The 15,167-nt window shown below is 61.4% G+C and carries 15 protein-coding genes; 7 read left to right on the top strand and 8 right to left on the bottom strand.

Translation table 11 applies throughout. The features are described from left to right. Positions 1 to 3: 3 nt before the first annotated feature. Together ACOYXI_RS18220 and ACOYXI_RS18225 are read right to left on the bottom strand one after the other, a co-directional pair. The gene (locus ACOYXI_RS18220) at positions 4 to 1,899 is read right to left on the bottom strand and encodes an FTR1 family protein (protein ID WP_461675133.1); all 1,896 of its coding nucleotides are present in this window, start codon (positions 1,897 to 1,899) and stop codon (positions 4 to 6) included. A gap of 86 nt (positions 1,900 to 1,985) precedes the next feature. After that, complete coding sequence (locus ACOYXI_RS18225) at positions 1,986 to 2,885, bottom strand: LysR family transcriptional regulator (RefSeq protein WP_461675134.1); 900 nt, start codon at positions 2,883 to 2,885, stop codon at positions 1,986 to 1,988. A gap of 128 nt (positions 2,886 to 3,013) precedes the next feature. Here ACOYXI_RS18225 and ACOYXI_RS18230 point away from each other — a divergent pair, with 128 nt between their 5' ends. From ACOYXI_RS18230 to ACOYXI_RS18250, 5 genes are all read left to right on the top strand, one after another. Further along, on the top strand, positions 3,014 to 4,393 hold the full coding sequence (locus ACOYXI_RS18230) for a COG3014 family protein (RefSeq protein WP_134784938.1): 1,380 nt from the start codon (positions 3,014 to 3,016) through the stop codon (positions 4,391 to 4,393). A gap of 241 nt (positions 4,394 to 4,634) precedes the next feature. Further along, entirely contained in the window at positions 4,635 to 6,029 is a 1,395-nt protein-coding gene (locus ACOYXI_RS18235) for a COG3014 family protein (RefSeq protein WP_461675135.1), read from the top strand. 15 nt (positions 6,030 to 6,044) lie between these two features. Further along, positions 6,045 to 6,419, top strand: a complete 375-nt coding sequence (locus ACOYXI_RS18240) for a YcfL family protein (RefSeq protein WP_134784940.1) — start codon at positions 6,045 to 6,047, stop codon at positions 6,417 to 6,419. 36 nt (positions 6,420 to 6,455) lie between these two features. Beyond that, positions 6,456 to 7,043: a penicillin-binding protein activator LpoB gene (lpoB, locus tag ACOYXI_RS18245; RefSeq protein ID WP_003229365.1), complete on the top strand. Its 588-nt coding sequence runs from the start codon at positions 6,456 to 6,458 to the stop codon at positions 7,041 to 7,043. Positions 7,044 to 7,046: 3 nt separating this feature from the next. Then, on the top strand, positions 7,047 to 7,790 hold the full coding sequence (locus ACOYXI_RS18250; RefSeq protein ID WP_027610462.1) for a hypothetical protein: 744 nt from the start codon (positions 7,047 to 7,049) through the stop codon (positions 7,788 to 7,790). A gap of 199 nt (positions 7,791 to 7,989) precedes the next feature. Here ACOYXI_RS18250 and ACOYXI_RS18255 read toward each other — a convergent pair whose 3' ends face one another. The 3 genes from ACOYXI_RS18255 to abc-f form a co-directional block, all read right to left on the bottom strand. Next, positions 7,990 to 8,622 (bottom strand): LysE family transporter, encoded by a 633-nt coding sequence (locus ACOYXI_RS18255; RefSeq protein ID WP_027610461.1) that lies wholly within the window; start codon positions 8,620 to 8,622, stop codon positions 7,990 to 7,992. A gap of 203 nt (positions 8,623 to 8,825) precedes the next feature. Further along, positions 8,826 to 9,407, bottom strand: a complete 582-nt coding sequence (locus ACOYXI_RS18260; protein ID WP_003229371.1) for a mechanosensitive ion channel family protein — start codon at positions 9,405 to 9,407, stop codon at positions 8,826 to 8,828. Then, positions 9,407 to 11,317 (bottom strand): ribosomal protection-like ABC-F family protein, encoded by a 1,911-nt coding sequence (gene abc-f / locus ACOYXI_RS18265; protein WP_461675136.1) that lies wholly within the window; start codon positions 11,315 to 11,317, stop codon positions 9,407 to 9,409. Before abc-f ends, ACOYXI_RS18260 begins: the two co-directional genes overlap by 1 nt. Before the next feature lie 50 nt (positions 11,318 to 11,367). Between abc-f and ACOYXI_RS18270 the strand changes: the two genes are divergently transcribed. Beyond that, entirely contained in the window at positions 11,368 to 11,832 is a 465-nt protein-coding gene (locus tag ACOYXI_RS18270; protein WP_098966214.1) for a TIGR02444 family protein, read from the top strand. On the opposite strand, the gene ACOYXI_RS18275 is transcribed toward ACOYXI_RS18270, so the two are convergent. Continuing rightward, a complete protein-coding gene (locus tag ACOYXI_RS18275) occupies positions 11,829 to 12,965 on the bottom strand; it encodes an AlgP family protein (protein ID WP_461675137.1) in 1,137 nt (378 codons plus the stop codon). The two genes, ACOYXI_RS18270 and ACOYXI_RS18275, sit on opposite strands and share 4 nt — an antisense overlap. A 192-nt stretch (positions 12,966 to 13,157) precedes the next feature. Between ACOYXI_RS18275 and ACOYXI_RS18280 the strand changes: the two genes are divergently transcribed. Continuing rightward, positions 13,158 to 13,823: an FKBP-type peptidyl-prolyl cis-trans isomerase gene (locus tag ACOYXI_RS18280; RefSeq protein WP_139055136.1), complete on the top strand. Its 666-nt coding sequence runs from the start codon at positions 13,158 to 13,160 to the stop codon at positions 13,821 to 13,823. A 76-nt stretch (positions 13,824 to 13,899) separates the two neighbouring features. Here the strand turns inward: ACOYXI_RS18280 and rsd are convergent, their stop codons facing one another. Next, positions 13,900 to 14,358: a sigma D regulator gene (gene rsd / locus ACOYXI_RS18285; protein WP_103483669.1), complete on the bottom strand. Its 459-nt coding sequence runs from the start codon at positions 14,356 to 14,358 to the stop codon at positions 13,900 to 13,902. 186 nt (positions 14,359 to 14,544) lie between these two features. Then, a complete protein-coding gene (locus ACOYXI_RS18290; protein WP_247839672.1) occupies positions 14,545 to 15,096 on the bottom strand; it encodes a disulfide bond formation protein B in 552 nt (183 codons plus the stop codon). Between the last annotated feature and the right edge of the window lie 71 nt (positions 15,097 to 15,167).

Consider the following 15,167-nt stretch of genomic DNA (forward strand, 5'->3'; position numbering starts at 1 on the left):
GTGTTAAGCAGTGACCCGCTTCTTCTCCGCGATCCGACTCCGTCCGTACAGCACAACAATCGCCAGAATCGCCACGGCCTGAGCCGTCAGCGAATAGGCGTCGGCGTGAATCCCCAGCCAGTCGAATTCAAAGAACGCCACCGGTCGCGTGCCGAAGATCCCGGCTTCCTGCAGCGCTTTCACGCCATGCCCGGCGAACACCACCGACAAGGCACAGAGCAGACCGGCGTTGATGCTGAAGAACAGCGCCAGCGGCAGTTTCGCCGAACCGCGCAGGATCACCCAGGCCAGACCGATCAACAGCACCAGTGCGGTCGCACCACCGGCCAGCACCGCGTCATGCCCGGCGGGGCCGGCCTGCAGCCACAGGGTTTCGTAGAACAGGATCACTTCGAACAACTCGCGGTACACCGAGAAGAACGCGAGGATCGCAAAACCAAAGCGCCCGCCGCCGCCGACCAGACTCTGCTTGATGTAATCCTGCCAGGCCGCGGCGTGGCGCCGGTCGTGCATCCACACACCGAGCCACAGCACCATGACGCTGGCGAACAGCGCCGTGGCGCCTTCGAGCAGTTCACGCTGCGAGCCGCTGACGTCGATCACATACGCCGCCAGCGCCCAGGTGCCAAGACCGGCGAGCAGCGCCAGGCCCCAACCGATGTTGACGCTGCGCACTGCCGACTGCTGGCCGGTGTTGCGCAGGAACGCGAGGATCGCCGCCAGCACCAGAATCGCTTCGAGGCCTTCGCGCAGCAGAATCAGCAGGCCGGAGATAAAGCTCAGCGACCAGCTCAGGCCATCGCTGCCGAGCAGTTCGGCGGACTCTTTCAACTTGCCCTTGGCTACGTCCAGACGCTGTTCGGCCTGCGCCACCGGCAAACCGTCCTGCAACGATTGACGGTAGGCCATCAGCGATTTTTCGGTGTCCTTGCGCACGTTGGCGTCGACGTTATCCAGCGAGCTTTCGACCAGTTCGAAGCCTTCCAGATACGCCGCCACCGACAGGTCATAGGCCTGATCGTGATCGCCGGCGCGATACGCGGCCAGGCTCTTGTCCAGCGTGGCGGCGGTGTAATCAAGCAACTGCGCCGGGCCGCGCTTGACCTGCGGCGGCTGCGCGCGTTGGGTACGGAAGCTTGCGGCGACCTGCGGGCCTTCGGCGGCCTGCACCTCGGCCGGGGTCTGGCGCGCCAGATCGGCGATGTTGAAGGTCTTGTCGGACTTGGCCGCGGCCGGGTCGGCACTGAAACCGGCAATGTAGGTCGCCAGATCCCAACGCTGACGGTCGTCCAGTTGATCGGCGAACGCCGGCATGTCGGTACCTTCGACGCCTTGGCCGAGGGTGCTGTAGATCGCGTACAGGCTCAGGTGATCGATGCGTGCGGCATCGCGCAGATTGGCTGGCGGCGGCGTCATGCCGAGCCCCGCCGGGCCGTCACCGGCGCCGGTTTCACCGTGGCATACCGAGCAGTTCTGCGCGTACAGCGGCGCGCCCCGGGTCGGATCGGGAGTGATGATCGGCGCTTGGCTGACTTCATATGCCACCGCCAGTTTCGCCCCCAGTTGTCGGGCCTGACGCGCGACGTCGGCGCCGTCCTGTTTCGCCGTGATGGCGGCGTGCAGAGCCTCGACACCCTGCTCCAGCGCAGCCTTCTCCGGTTTGGCCGGCAGAGCTGCGATCAGCCCTTGCAGCACCTGGGTGAATTCCAGTTGCTCGCGGTATTCGCCGTCGTCGACGACCTTGCCCGCCTCGACCGTCGGCGGGTAGTCGGCGCTGATGTAATCGAGCAGGTGCAGCGCCTGCGGGGCGCCTTCCACGGTGTCGGCCAGCAGGTTGAAACTGCTCAGGGCAAACAGCGGGAACACCAGCCAGGCCAGGAATCGGGACGCGGCAGTCATGAATGAGTCTCAAATGGAAATGCGAAGTTACATATTGTTCACTTCGAACGCCTTTCACTCAAGCTTTGTCGACGTCTCGTGGCGTTTTAACGCAGCGCAGCGGCGGTGTTGCGGTAGTGCTCAAGCATGAATTCGACGAACACTTGCACCTTCAGCGCGACGTGCCGGGCATGCGGATAGAGCGCGTAATAGTGGCGCCGCCCAAGGCTGTAGTTGGGCAGGATTTGCACCAGCCGGCCGCTGAGCAGATCGTCCTGCACCGTGGCCCGGGTGAACGCGGCGATACCAACCCCGGCCAACGCGGCGGCGTGCAGCGAACTGATCGAGTCGGCCTTGAACCGCCCCTGCACGCGCACACAAGTGGTGAGCCCGCGCGCGTCGGTCAGCGCCCAGTCACTGCCACCGGCAAACGCCAGCAACTGCTGCTCGGCGAGTTCGCGCACCTGGCGCACCAAACCATTGCGCGCCACATACACAGGCGAAGCCACCAGCAACATGTCCGAGACAGTCAGCAACCGCGCCACCATGGATGAATCGGCCAAGGGCCCGCAGATGCGCAGGGCCACATCGAAACCCTCGGCGATCAGATCGACGAAGCGGTCATCGCAGGACAGGTCCACTTCAATCTCGGGATAGCGCTGCTGAAACGCCGGCAACCAGCTCGCCAGTTCCAGCGTACCGATGACCATCGGTGCACTGATGCGCAGCACACCGCTGGGGCTTTCATGTGCCTGCCCCACCGCCAGTGCGGCTTGATCGAGGCGATCGAGAATGTCCACGCACGCCGCGTAATACTGCTGCCCCGCCGTGGTCAGGCTGAAACCTCGGGTGTTGCGGTTGATCAGCCGCGTGCCCAGCTCGCGTTCCAGTTGCTGCAACTGCCGGGAGATGGTCGAGTGAGTGGTGTCGAGGCGCTCGGCAGCGGCGCTGAACCCGCGACACTCGACGATGCAACGAAACGCGCGCATGGCTTGCAGTTGATTCATTAAAGCCCCGGATCTGTTGAGCGCTGAGCGCGCAAGCCTAGCGCAATCCTTGTCCACCCGGCAGCAGCAAAGCGCCCCTATAATGCGGCACCTCCGTGCTTTTGCCGTTCAAGGAAGAACCCGTCTCCATGCGCCATTGCCTGCCGCTCTACCTGCTGCTTAGCCTCATCATGCAACTGAGCGGGTGCGCCGCTTACCGCAATTACGATCAGGAAATGCAGCAGACCATCGATCAGATGGCGCAGGGCAATCTCAACGAAGCGCTTTATCTGATGGAGCTGCACAATCCTTGGGAAGACAAGGATCTGCTGTATTTCATGGAACGCGGCGCGATCCTCAGCGCCGGCACCAACCTGCCAAAAAGCCAGGAAGCGTGGCGCAGTGCCGACCGGATGATTTTTCAGCGCGAAGAAGCCGTGCCCTCCGCAGGCATGAAGTTGCTGACCCGTTTCGGTAATGAAATGGGCACCATGCTGGTCAATGACAAGCTGCAGCGTTACGAAGGCTACGACTACGAAAAAGTCATGCTGACCACCGAAATGGCCCTCAACCAACTGGCGGAAAACGATTTCGACGGGGCCCGCGCCGACATCAAGAAAACCCACGAGCGCGAAACCCTTATCGCCCGCCAGCGGGAGCGGCAATACGAAGAAGCGCAAGAGCAAGCTACGCAACAGGGCATCACCCTGCACTACAAGGATCTGGAAGGCTATCCGGTGGCCATCCTCGATGCCCCGCAAGTGCTTGAGCTGAAGAACGGCTACCAGAGTGCATTCAGCCATTATCTGGCCGGCTTCACTTATGAAGCGCTGGGCGAACGCGCGCTCGCAGCGCCGGGGTATCGACAGGCGATCGAATTGCGCCCGGGCGTGCCGCTGCTCGAAAACGCTTTGCGCAACCTGGACAAACCCGGACCGGCAGCCGATGAAAGCGAGATTCTGATCGTGGTCCAGGCCGGTTTCGCCCCGGCACGCAGTTCGGTGCAAGTGCCGATCCCGGTGCGGCTGAACGAAAACCTGACGATTGTTGCACCGATCTCGTTCCCGGTGATGGTGCCCGACACCCTCACACCTGGCGTGACCCAGATCCTCGTCGACGGTAAAAAGCACCCATTGACCATGATTAACAGCGTGTCGGACATGGCCATCCGCACCTTGCGCGATGACATGCCGGCGATCATCTCTCGCGCCATGTTCCGCGCCAACATGGCCGCCATCAGCCAGGCGCAAAAGAACGAGCGCGATCCGTCCAAGGCGTCGTTGGTGGTGACCGATCCTGATCCTTTTGAAGAGGCTGACACTAGAACCTGGCGCACGCTGCCGGACAAAACCCTGGTCGCCCGTCTGCGCCTGAAAAAAGGCCTGCACCGCGTGCGTTTTCCGTATTTTCGTGCAGAAGACGGATTCACGGTACGCGTCGACCGCAGCCATCAAGTGTTCAACCTGCGGGTATTCATGGGCCAGAACTATTACATCGGATCGGCATTGGTCCTGCCCGAAACGCCATGAACGAAAGGTGTCAGATAATGCAGAGGAGTAATGGCACCAAACTAACAAGTGCGATTAAAAAGCCATTACATGGCCAGCATCGCCCGCTTATAATGCCGCGCCCGCGCTATAGCGACGCGGCATAAAAGCTCCTCTGGTTATGAGGAATTGGCAGGAGGCCAGCGCCACTGTCGATGGGTCACACCAGCCCGACCAGCACCGGCGGCTGATGCAGTTTCTAGCTCAGGGAAGAAGTACCCCCATGGCATTGCGCACTCCCACCTTGATCGCGCTCAGCGCTGTCACCATGCTGTCCGGCTGTTCGGCGTTTCGCAACTACGATTCGGAACTGGCCCAGACCAACCAGCAACTGGCCACCGGCAACGTCGACGCCGCGCTGAGCCTGCTGGAAAAGAACAACACCGGTCCGGACAAAGACCTGCTCTATTACTTCGAGAAAGGTGAGTTGCTGCGCGCCAAGGGCGACCTGTCCGGCAGCCAGAACGCCTGGACCAGCGCCGATCAGGTGGTTGGCCAGTGGGAAGATTCGGTCAAGCTCGACACCGGTAAATACCTGGCTCAGTTCGGCAGCTTCCTGGTCAACGACAAGGTGCGTCGCTACGAAGGCTACGACTACGAAAGAGTCATGCTGACCACACAGATGGCCCTCAACCTGCTGGCAGTCAATGACTTCGACGGTGCCCGCACCGCGATCAAGAAAACTCACGAACGTGAAGCGGTGATCGCCGACCTGCGCGACAAGGAATACCTCAAGAGTGAGGAAGAGGCCGAGAAAGAAGGCATCAAGACTCAGTACAAGGATCTGCAAGGCTACCCGGTCGCCAGCCTCGACGCGCCAGAAGTGGTCAGCCTGAAAAACAGCTACCAGAGTGCGTTCAGCCATTACCTGGCCGGTTTCGTCTACGAAGCCCTGGGCGAGAAAGACCTGGCTGCGCCGGGCTACCGCAAGGCGGCCGAACTGCGCCCGAACACCCCGCTGCTGGAGCAGGCGCTGGTCAACCTCGACAAGCCGAGCAAGTCCGACGACAGCGATATCCTGATCGTCGTGCAAAGCGGTCTGGCACCCTCGCGTGATTCGATCCGCGTGCCGCTGCCATTGCCGATCTCCAACAACGTGGTGATCACCCCGCTGTCGTTCCCGATCATCAAGCCTGACACCTCTACCGCACCATTCACGCAGATTGGCGTCGATGGCCAGCAAGTCAACCTGACCGCCCTCAACAGCACCACCGCCATGTCGCGCCGCGCCCTGCGCGATGACATGCCGGGGATCATCGTGCGCACCACCGTGCGCGCGATCACCAAAGGTGTGGCGCAGAAGAAGATCAACGAAACCAACCCGCTGGCCGGTCTCGCCGTGGGTATTTCTTCAGCGGTGCTGGAAGGTGCCGATACCCGTACGTGGCGCACCCTGCCGGACAACACCCAAGTGGTGCGTCTGCGCTTGAAGAAAGGCGAGCATCAAGTCAGTCTGCCGAGCGCTGTCGGCGGCTCGCTGGTCAAGGTCACCGTCGATCAGCGTTATCAAGTGATCAGCCTGCGTGCCGTGGGCAATCAGGTATTTGCCGGTGGCGTCGCCGCCCACGTCATTCCGAGCGCCGGCGCGACCAACGTCGCCAGCCTCAAACAACCTTAAGAACGGAGTCTTTGCATGCGCTTCAAACTCTTCACCGTTGCCGCCCTCGCCGTGCTGGCCAGCGGCTGCGCCACCCCGCCACCTCCTGAGCCGGGCAGCGCCGCGAGCAAGGTCGTTGCCATGGGTCCGCAGAAACACATCGCAGTCGGCGCCATGCGCGTCGCCCGAGAGAACGGCTTCATGACCGTCAATGTGCAGTTGACCAACACCCTCAACAGCAACAAGACGTTCTACTACCGTTTCGCCTGGCTGGGCCCGGAAGGTTTCCCGATCGCCGAAGAAGAAGTCTGGAAAAGCCAGATGATGTACGGCGCTCAGACCAGCTTCATCCAGGGCATCGCCCCGACCCCGAAAGCCGTGGATTTCCGCCTGGAACTCAAGACGCCTTAAGTCCGCCACCCTATTCCTGTTTTAGAGAGCATTCCCATGTTTGCACGCTTTTCCTTGATCGCCGTCCTCGCCCTGCTGGCTTCCGGTTGCGCCAACACCTCGCCGACCCTGGGCAGCAAGAACATCAGCTACGGCGACACCAAAGCGGTTGAAACCGTGACCAACGAATTCGGCTCGACCGACCTGCAAATGATCGCCGAATCGATGACCCGCTCGCTGGCCCAGTCCGGCATCCTGCAGGGCCGCCCGGTGGTGCAGGTCTACGACGTGAAGAACAAGACCAGCGAGTACATCGATACCCGCGAAATCACCACCAGCATCAAGACTCAGTTGATGAAGTCCGGCACCGCCCGCTTCGCCAGCGACAACACCGCGATGCAGAGCCAGGTCGACCAGCTCAAGCTGCAGAACCAGAGCGGCCTGTACAAGAAGAGCACCGTGGCCAAGACCGGCAACATGATCGCCGCCAAATACCGTCTGGAAGGCTCGATCAGCTCGATCGTCAAGCGCAGCAGCGACTACAAGGACGTCTTCTACAAATTCAGCCTGCAACTGATCGACGTCGAAAGCGGTCTGGCCGAGTGGATGGACGAAAAAGAGATCCGCAAAACCACGGAGCGTTAATTGATGCGCGCATGGATTGGCATGATGGCCCTGGCTTGCGCGTTCAGCGTGCAAGCGGCCCCGAAAGTCGCGGTAACGGATCTGGCGTATCAGGAACGGGTGGAGCAGTACATCCACATCGTTTCGGCGCAGAACAATTACCGCGAGGGTTACTACAGCTCCAGTGGTTCGTCGAACTACAACGAGCTGGAAGCGACCACCAGCTACATCGAGCAGGGTGAACTGCGTAAATTCACCGGCGACATCAAGGGTGAAATCCTCCGCACCGGCATGTTCCAGTTGGTGCAGGGCACGCCGTACACCGCATCGTCCAAGGGTGACGTCTACGACGTGATCAAGCGCATCAAGGCCGGCAACTTCAAGGGTGCCGACTACGTGCTGTTCGGCACCGTGTCGGACATCGATTTCACCCAGGACATGAACGAGCTGGCGCACACCGACAGTTATTCGGCGGTGCTGGGCCTGACGCTGGTGGCGGATTTCAGCCTGATCAACACCAAGACCTACGAGATCACCTCGGCCTTCACGGCAATGGGCGAAGCGCAGGACACCAAACTGGTGAATGGCCGCGACATCAAGATCTCGCTGAACCGCCCTCGCGTGGTACGTGAAGTGTCGAAGGCGCTGGGTGAGGACGTGGCCGGGCAACTGAGCATGCAGCTCGGTGGCGGCGGTTACGAGCAGCCGCGTGAGGCGCAGCAGCGCAACAATCTGCCGCGTGATACCGCACCGGTGATTTTGCACTGACCGGCTGAGTGAATAACTCTGTGGTGAGGGGATTCATCCCCGATGGACTGCGCAGCAGGCCCCTTCTTGTCAGGTCAAGAGCGGGGCCGCTTCGCGCCCCATCGGGGATGAATCCCCTCGCTACAACGGAGTTCACTGGAGAAATCAGTAGGAATAAAAAGGCGACCTCAAGAGGTCGCCTTTTTTCTGCCTGCGGGTTTTACACCGCCGCTTTACGCAACGTCGCCATAAACGCCGCCGCACCGATGAACAGCCCGGCAAACGTGCGGTTCATGCGTTTCTGCTGCTGCGGTGTACGCAACAGGCGCAGCACCTTGGACGCCAGCCCGGTGTAACCGGCCATGACAATCAGATCCACGCAGATCATGGTCGCACCGATCACCACATACTGAATCAGCAGCGGTGCGTGGGGATTGATGAACTGCGGCAACACCGCGAGCATGAACACCAGCGCCTTGGGGTTACTGATGTTCACCAGAAACCCACGGAACACCAGCGCCAGCGGCTTGCCGATCGGCCGTACCGCCGCGTCATCGCTCATGTCCATCGGCAGCGCACGCCACTGCTTGATCGCCAGATAGACCAGATACGCCACACCGAACCATTTGATCGCGTGGAATGCGGTGGCCGATGCGGTGAGGATCGCGCCGACACCCGCGCCGACAATCGCGATCTGCACCGCCAGGCCGATCTGCAGGCCGAGGGCGTTCCAGTAACCGCGCCAGAAACCGTATTGCAGACCGCTGGACATCGACGCAATGGCGCCCGCGCCCGGGGACAGACTGATCACCCAGCAGGCGGCAAAGAATGCCAGCCATGTTTGAAGCTCCATCGCACACCTCGACTCATGCTCGTGACAAGACGTCAAAGCTAATGCGCTTTGGCGCGGATGACTACCGATTTTTGCTGGAGGGTTCGGGCGCGGCTGATGGCCTCTTCGCGAGCAAGCCCGCTCCCACATTGGATTTGTGTCGATCACAGATCCAATGTGGGAGCGGGCTTGCTCGCGAAGGCGTCAGATCAGACGCCCGAGGACTACTTCTCGAAACCGCTCGAAGGAAACACATCACTCCCGCGCCAGCGCCGCACCGAACGCTGGAAGAACAGGCTGTTCGGCACTTGCACCATGGCGCTGCCCGTCCCGAGCTCCTCGGCTTCGATCAACGTGGTGTAGAGCAGATTGATCGCCACCACCCGGCCTTTGACACCCGGCTTGTCGGTGGTGTCCACCAGCTCGACCACATCGCCCAGGCGGAACGGGCCGACGGTGAAGATCAGAATCGCGCAAAGCAGGTTCGACAGCACACTCCACATCGCGAAGAACGCCACCGCCGCCACCGCGACGAAACCCGACAGCGCCGTCCACAACACCGTGGCCGATACGCCGAGGCGCTCCAGCACAAAGATCAGCGCGCTGCCCATGATCAGCCAGCGCAGACCGCCACGCAGCGGCATCAACAGCTGCGGCGGAAACGGGTAGCGCTCACCGAGACGGGTCAGGCCTTTGGCAACGAAGCGCTGGGCCAGGTAACCGGCCAGCAGAATCAGCAGAATCTGCACGCCGAGCCAGATCGGCTCGACCCACACCGCCGGCAATGGCCACTTGAACGCGTCCATCAGGACAACGCCTCAAGCTCCGCCTGCATGCTTTCCAGCGTCTCCAGCGCTTCCATCCACGCCTCTTCAAGCTCGGCTTCGCGCACTTTCAATTTGGCTTGCTCTGCCAGCAGATCACGCAATTCGTTCTTGCGCGCCGGCTCGTAGATGTCGCCGTCACCGAGGCTGGCGTCGACCTTGGCGAGTTTCTCGTGGAGCTTGCCCAGTTCGGCTTCGAGCTTGTCGGCCTCGCGCTTGTGCGGTGCCAGTTGCTGACGCAATGCAGCAGCGGCCTGGCGCTGGGCCTTTTTGTCGGTCTTGTCCGGGTTCACCGGGGTGTTGCTGACCGGCGCATTGCGCTGACGGTATTCCACCAGCCAGCGCGCGTAGTCTTCGAGGTCGCCATCGAACTCTTCGACCTTGCCGTCCGCGACCAGGTAGAAGTTGTCGGTGGTGCTCTTGAGCAAGTGCCGATCGTGAGACACCACCAATACCGCGCCGCTGAATTCCTGCAGCGCCATGGTCAGCGCCAGGCGCATTTCCAGGTCGAGGTGGTTGGTCGGTTCGTCGAGCAGCAACAGGTTCGGTCGTTCCCAGGCGATCAATGCCAGCGCCAGACGCGCTTTCTCGCCACCGGAGAAATTCAGCACTGGCTCGTCAATGCGTGCGCCACGGAAATCGAAACCGCCGAGGAAGTCGCGCAGGGTCTGCTCGCGTTCGGTCGGCGCCAGACGCTGCAAGTGCAGCAGCGGGCTGGCCTTGGCATCCAGCGAGTCGAGCTGATGCTGGGCGAAATAGCCGACCACGGTGTTTTCGCCACGGGTCAGACGCCCGGCCAGCGGTTCAAGCTCGCCGGCGAGGTTCTTGATCAGGGTCGATTTACCGGCACCGTTCGGCCCGAGCAGACCGATCCGCGCACCCGGGGTCAGTTGCAGCTTGACCTTCTCCAGGATGGTTTTGTCGCCGTAACCCAGGCGCGCATCGGACAGGTCGATCAGTGGACTGGAGATCTTGGTCGATTCGCGGAACACGAAGTCGAACGGTGAATCGACGTGGGCCGCCGACAGCTCTTCCATGCGCTCCAGGGCCTTGATCCGGCTCTGCGCCTGACGGGCCTTGGTGGCCTGAGCCTTGAAGCGGGCGATGTAGCTTTCCATGTGCGCACGTTGCGCCTGCTGCTTCTCGTAGGCCTGTTGCTGCTGGGCCAGACGTTCGGCACGGGCGCGTTCGAACGCGGTGTAGCCGCCACGGTACAGGGTCAGTTTGCGCTGATCGACATGCGCCACGTGATCGACCACTTCATCGAGGAAGTCGCGGTCGTGGGAAATCAACAGCAAGGTGCCCGGATAGCTTTTCAGCCACTCTTCGAGCCAGATGATCGCGTCGAGATCCAGGTGGTTGGTCGGTTCGTCGAGCAACAACAAGTCCGACGGACACATCAAGGCCTGCGCCAGGTTCAGACGCATCCGCCAGCCACCGGAGAAATCTCCTACCTGACGATCCATCTGTTCATTGGTGAAACCGAGACCGGCCAGCAACTTGCGCGCCCGCGCATCGGCGGTATAGCCGTCGGCGCTGTCGAGTTCGGCGTGCAGACGGGCCAGAGCCGTGCCATCGTGGGCCGCTTCGGCCACGGCGAGGTCACGTTGCACCTCGCGTAGACGCAGGTCGCCATCGAGCACATAGTCGACCGCCAGGCGTTCGAGGGTGTCGACCTCCTGGCGCATGTGCGCGATTCTCCAGTCGGCCGGCAGCAGGCAATCGCCCGAGTCCGGGTGCAACTCGCCGCGCAGCAAGGCAAACAGGCTGGATTTGCCGGCGCCGTTGGCACCGATGAGGCCGGCTTTGTGGCCGGCGTGCAGGGTCAGCTCGGCGTCTTCTAGCAGACGTTGCGGGCCACGCTGTAAAGTCAGGTTCTGAAGTCGGATCATAATGGCGGCGGAGTCTACCAGCTTCGCTCACAACTGGCGCGAGTAGCACGATGTCCTCTGACCTGTGGAGCTTTTCCCTTGCCACCTACGCCCGACCGGGCGTGGAACCTGCCTGCCTGCAACTGCAAGCGGCGGGGGCCAATGTCTGCCTGCTGCTGTGCGGTTTATGGCTGGAGCAGCGCGGCGCGGCCTGCGACGAACAGCGCGTGCAGCAGCTGAAAACGCTGGTGGGGCCGTGGGATGCGGAGGTGGTGCAGCCACTGCGTGCGTTGCGTACTCAGTGGAAAACCCTGGCCGAGGAAGATCCGGTGCTCAAGGGGCTGCGAGCACAAATGAAGGCGCTGGAGCTGGAAGCCGAACGGCATCTGCTGTGGCAACTGGAACAGGTTGCGCAGGATTGGCCGCGCGATGACGCATCAGCGTCGGGGGAGTGGCTGGAGAGTCTGACGGGATCGGCCGCCAGCCCGAACCGCGACGCGCTGCAAGTGCTGCGCGTCGCGGCAACCGGCACTTAGGAAGCGCTGGTCGGGTTGCTGCTGGCGCTCGACGCAGCGGCTGGCGTTGGCGCAGTCGTGGTGGTCGAGGTGGAAGCGGCTGGAGCAGGCGCGGCGGCGGCCGGCGCCGGAGCGGCTGGCTTGGCGGCAGGTGCAGTCGCCGGCTTGGCGGCAGCTGGTTTGGCAACGGCCGGTTTTTTCGCGGCAGGTTTGGCAGCTGGCTTGGCGGCTGGTTTAGCGGCTACTGGTTTGGCGGCAGGCTTGGCTGCAGCGGTCGCAGGTTTTGCTGCTGCAGGTTTGGCAGCGGTTTTAGCGGCAGGCTTGGCCGCTGGTTTGGCAGCAACCTTGGCAGCAGGTTTTGCCGCGACCGGTTTGGCCGCAGTCTTGACTGCCGGTTTTGCCGCAGCGCTTTTCGCGGCCGGTTTGGCAGCCGGTTTTACCGCTACTTTGGCAGCAGGTTTAGCAGCAGCGGTTTTTGCCGGAGCGACTTTGCGCGCAGCAGGTTTTGCTGCTGGCTTGGCAGCCGGTTTGGCCGCTGCAGGTTTGGCAGCGGCAGTACGTGCGGCCGGTTTCGCAGCGCTCGCCGCAGCCGGTTTTTTCACTGCGGTTTTTGCAGCAGGTTTGGCGGCGGTTTTAGCCGGTGCCTTGGCTGCTGGTTTGGCTGCCGGTTTTGCCGCAGCGGTTTTCGCCGGGGCTTTCGCCGCAGCAGGTTTGGCTGCCGCTTTTTTCGCAGGCGCTGCTGCTGGTTTGGCGGCGCGGGAGGACAGCGCTTTGCCGGCGGCCTCTTGCACCCGGCCGACACCCTGGGCCAGTTTCAGGCTTTCCTGGGCATCGCGCTTGAGTTGCAGAATGTAGCCGCGAGTGTCGGACTGACGATCCTTCAACGCATCGAGCAGGTCTTCAAGTTCTTTGACGGCAGCCTTGGCCTTGTTCTGTGCCTTGGCTTTACCGGCAGCAGCGGCGTCCTGCAATTTGGTGCGGGACTTGTGCAGTTTTTCTTGCGCCTTGCCGCGCTGCTTTTCCAGTTTGGCGAGCAGTTTTTCAGCATCAGCCAAGGCTTGGGAGCAAGCGTTTTCCAAATGCTCGAGCAGGCTGCCCGAGAGTTGTTGGAGTAAGTGCAACGGAGTGTTTACAGGCTTCTTGGTGGCCGACATGGTTTACCTCCTGGCTGACGTGAGTGCGGCTCATACTAGACCTCTGCAGTTACCGCCGCTAGGTCATCTTGACAGTAACGAAACCGTTGCGTTGCAACGAAGCGAAAATGTTCTGCACAAAGACAAAAGCAGTTCACCGTTGCAGACCTTCGCGCTGGCATAATCGCCCGCATCTCAGGACGGAGAGTGCCCATGTCGCGCTACCTTTTTTTATCCCTCTGGATGATTTTTTCCGCCGCCCACGCCGAGGAAAAAACCACCGCGAACGATGCTCACGATCTGGCCTACAGCCTCGGCGCCAGCCTCGGTGAGCGCTTGCGCCAAGAGGTGCCGCAACTGCAGATTCAAGCACTGGTCGACGGTTTGCAGCAGGCCTATCAAGGCAAGCCACTGGCACTGAGCGAAGCACGGATCGAGCAGATCCTCGCCGATCATGAATCGCAAAACGCCGAGCACTCATCGCTGCCGTCGAGCGATGCCGCGATGGAAAACGAGCAGCGTTTTCTCACCGCCGAAAAAGCCAAACCGGGTGTGAAGGAATTGGCCGACGGCATCCTGCTGACCGAACTGACGCCGGGCACCGGTGCCAAGGCCGGTCCGGATGGAAAAGTCCAGGTGTTGTATGTCGGACGACTGCCGGATGGCACGGTGTTCGATCAGAACACTCAGCCGCAATGGTTCAGCCTCGACAGCGTGATTGCCGGCTGGCGTACTGCGTTGCAGAACATGCCGGTGGGTGCCAAGTGGCGACTGGTGATTCCATCGGATCAGGCCTACGGCGCTGACGGGGCTGGAGATCTGATTGCGCCGTTTACCCCGCTGGTGTTTGAGGTCGAGCTGCGGGGCGCAACGAGCTGATCGCACCCAGCACGCAGGCATAAAACAACGCGGTGCGCTTTCGACGCACCGCGTTTTTTTGTATGCGAGAAACGAATCAAGCCTGAACCGGATCTTCCTGCTTGTGTGCCGTGTGCAGCACTTCAATCAGGCAGTCTTCCAGTTCGAAGCGTTCGTGCAGCAGGCCACCCAGCTCCTTGAACTTCTCGGCGACGCATTTGCCTTCATCGCAAAGGTCGTTGAACGCGAGGAGCTTTTCGGTGATGACGTCGATTCGCGGATAGAGCGTTTCGGCAAGTTCGAGGCCGCGCTTGTCGTTGAAGGCCTTGGCTTCACCGGTCAGCTGTTCGTAGATCTCGAAGTGCCCGGCCGACACGTAATCGACCAGCACACCGCAGAATTCCTGCAAGGGCTTGCGGCTCTCGGACAAGGCCTGAGGTTGCGCACCCAGCTTGTCGTAGGCACCGATCAGTTCTTCACGCTCTTGCAACCAGCGGTCGATCAGCAGATGAACTCCACCCCAGCGTTCCTGAGCATTCTGACAACTTTCGAGCATGGCGATCTCTCTTCCCTTGTGGGTCATGCTGCTCTACACCCGCGCCCCTCTTCTGGCTGTTATCGCTTGGGGGCCGACCGGGCAGAGCGTCATCGAGCAACATAAATCCAATGACACGTGCGGGCCAGATTATGCCCGCACGCCTATGGCTTCAAGGTACGCAGGAGATAAAGTTCATACAAGTGTTTAATCCCTGACCAGCGTGTGGTGCGACGCTTCGCCGCTGAGCGGTCGCTGCAGAGCGCTCCAGACCAGCCGCAGCAATTGATAGACCGCCAGGATCGACATCGCCACAAAGAACAGCAGGCTCCATTCCGGGATGCTCAAATCGAACAGCGTCCAGGAAATTTCTGCGCAATCTACACCGCCTCTAAGCATCCGCAACGTTGCACACAACCACGGCAGGTTGCTGAACAACGCTTCGGCATCAGGCGCGCAACGCGTCATCTGCATCAGCGGGTCACTCTGCAACAACACCTGTCGCCAGGCCGCCGTCGTCCCGCCCAGGCTCAGGCCAAGCGCGGCGCCCCAGTACAGCGACAGGCCGACACGCCGTGGGCCGTGGACCGCCGCCAACCCGCAACAGAACGTCAGCAACGCCATGAAAAACCTTTGCGCCAGGCACAGGCTGCAGGGCGTCAGCCCGACCGCATACTCGAGATAATAGGAAGCTCCCAGGGCCATGGCCCCTGCAGTGAAAGCCGTGAAAAACAAGGAGCGTGAACAGGCCAACGACATGGCTTTTCCGTAACAGTGGAGACAGGCAGTTACGGTAGAGGAAAGCTTGTCAGCCTTTCAAGGCGGGGCCT

The organism is Pseudomonas sp. G3-19 (genome assembly GCF_054855875.1).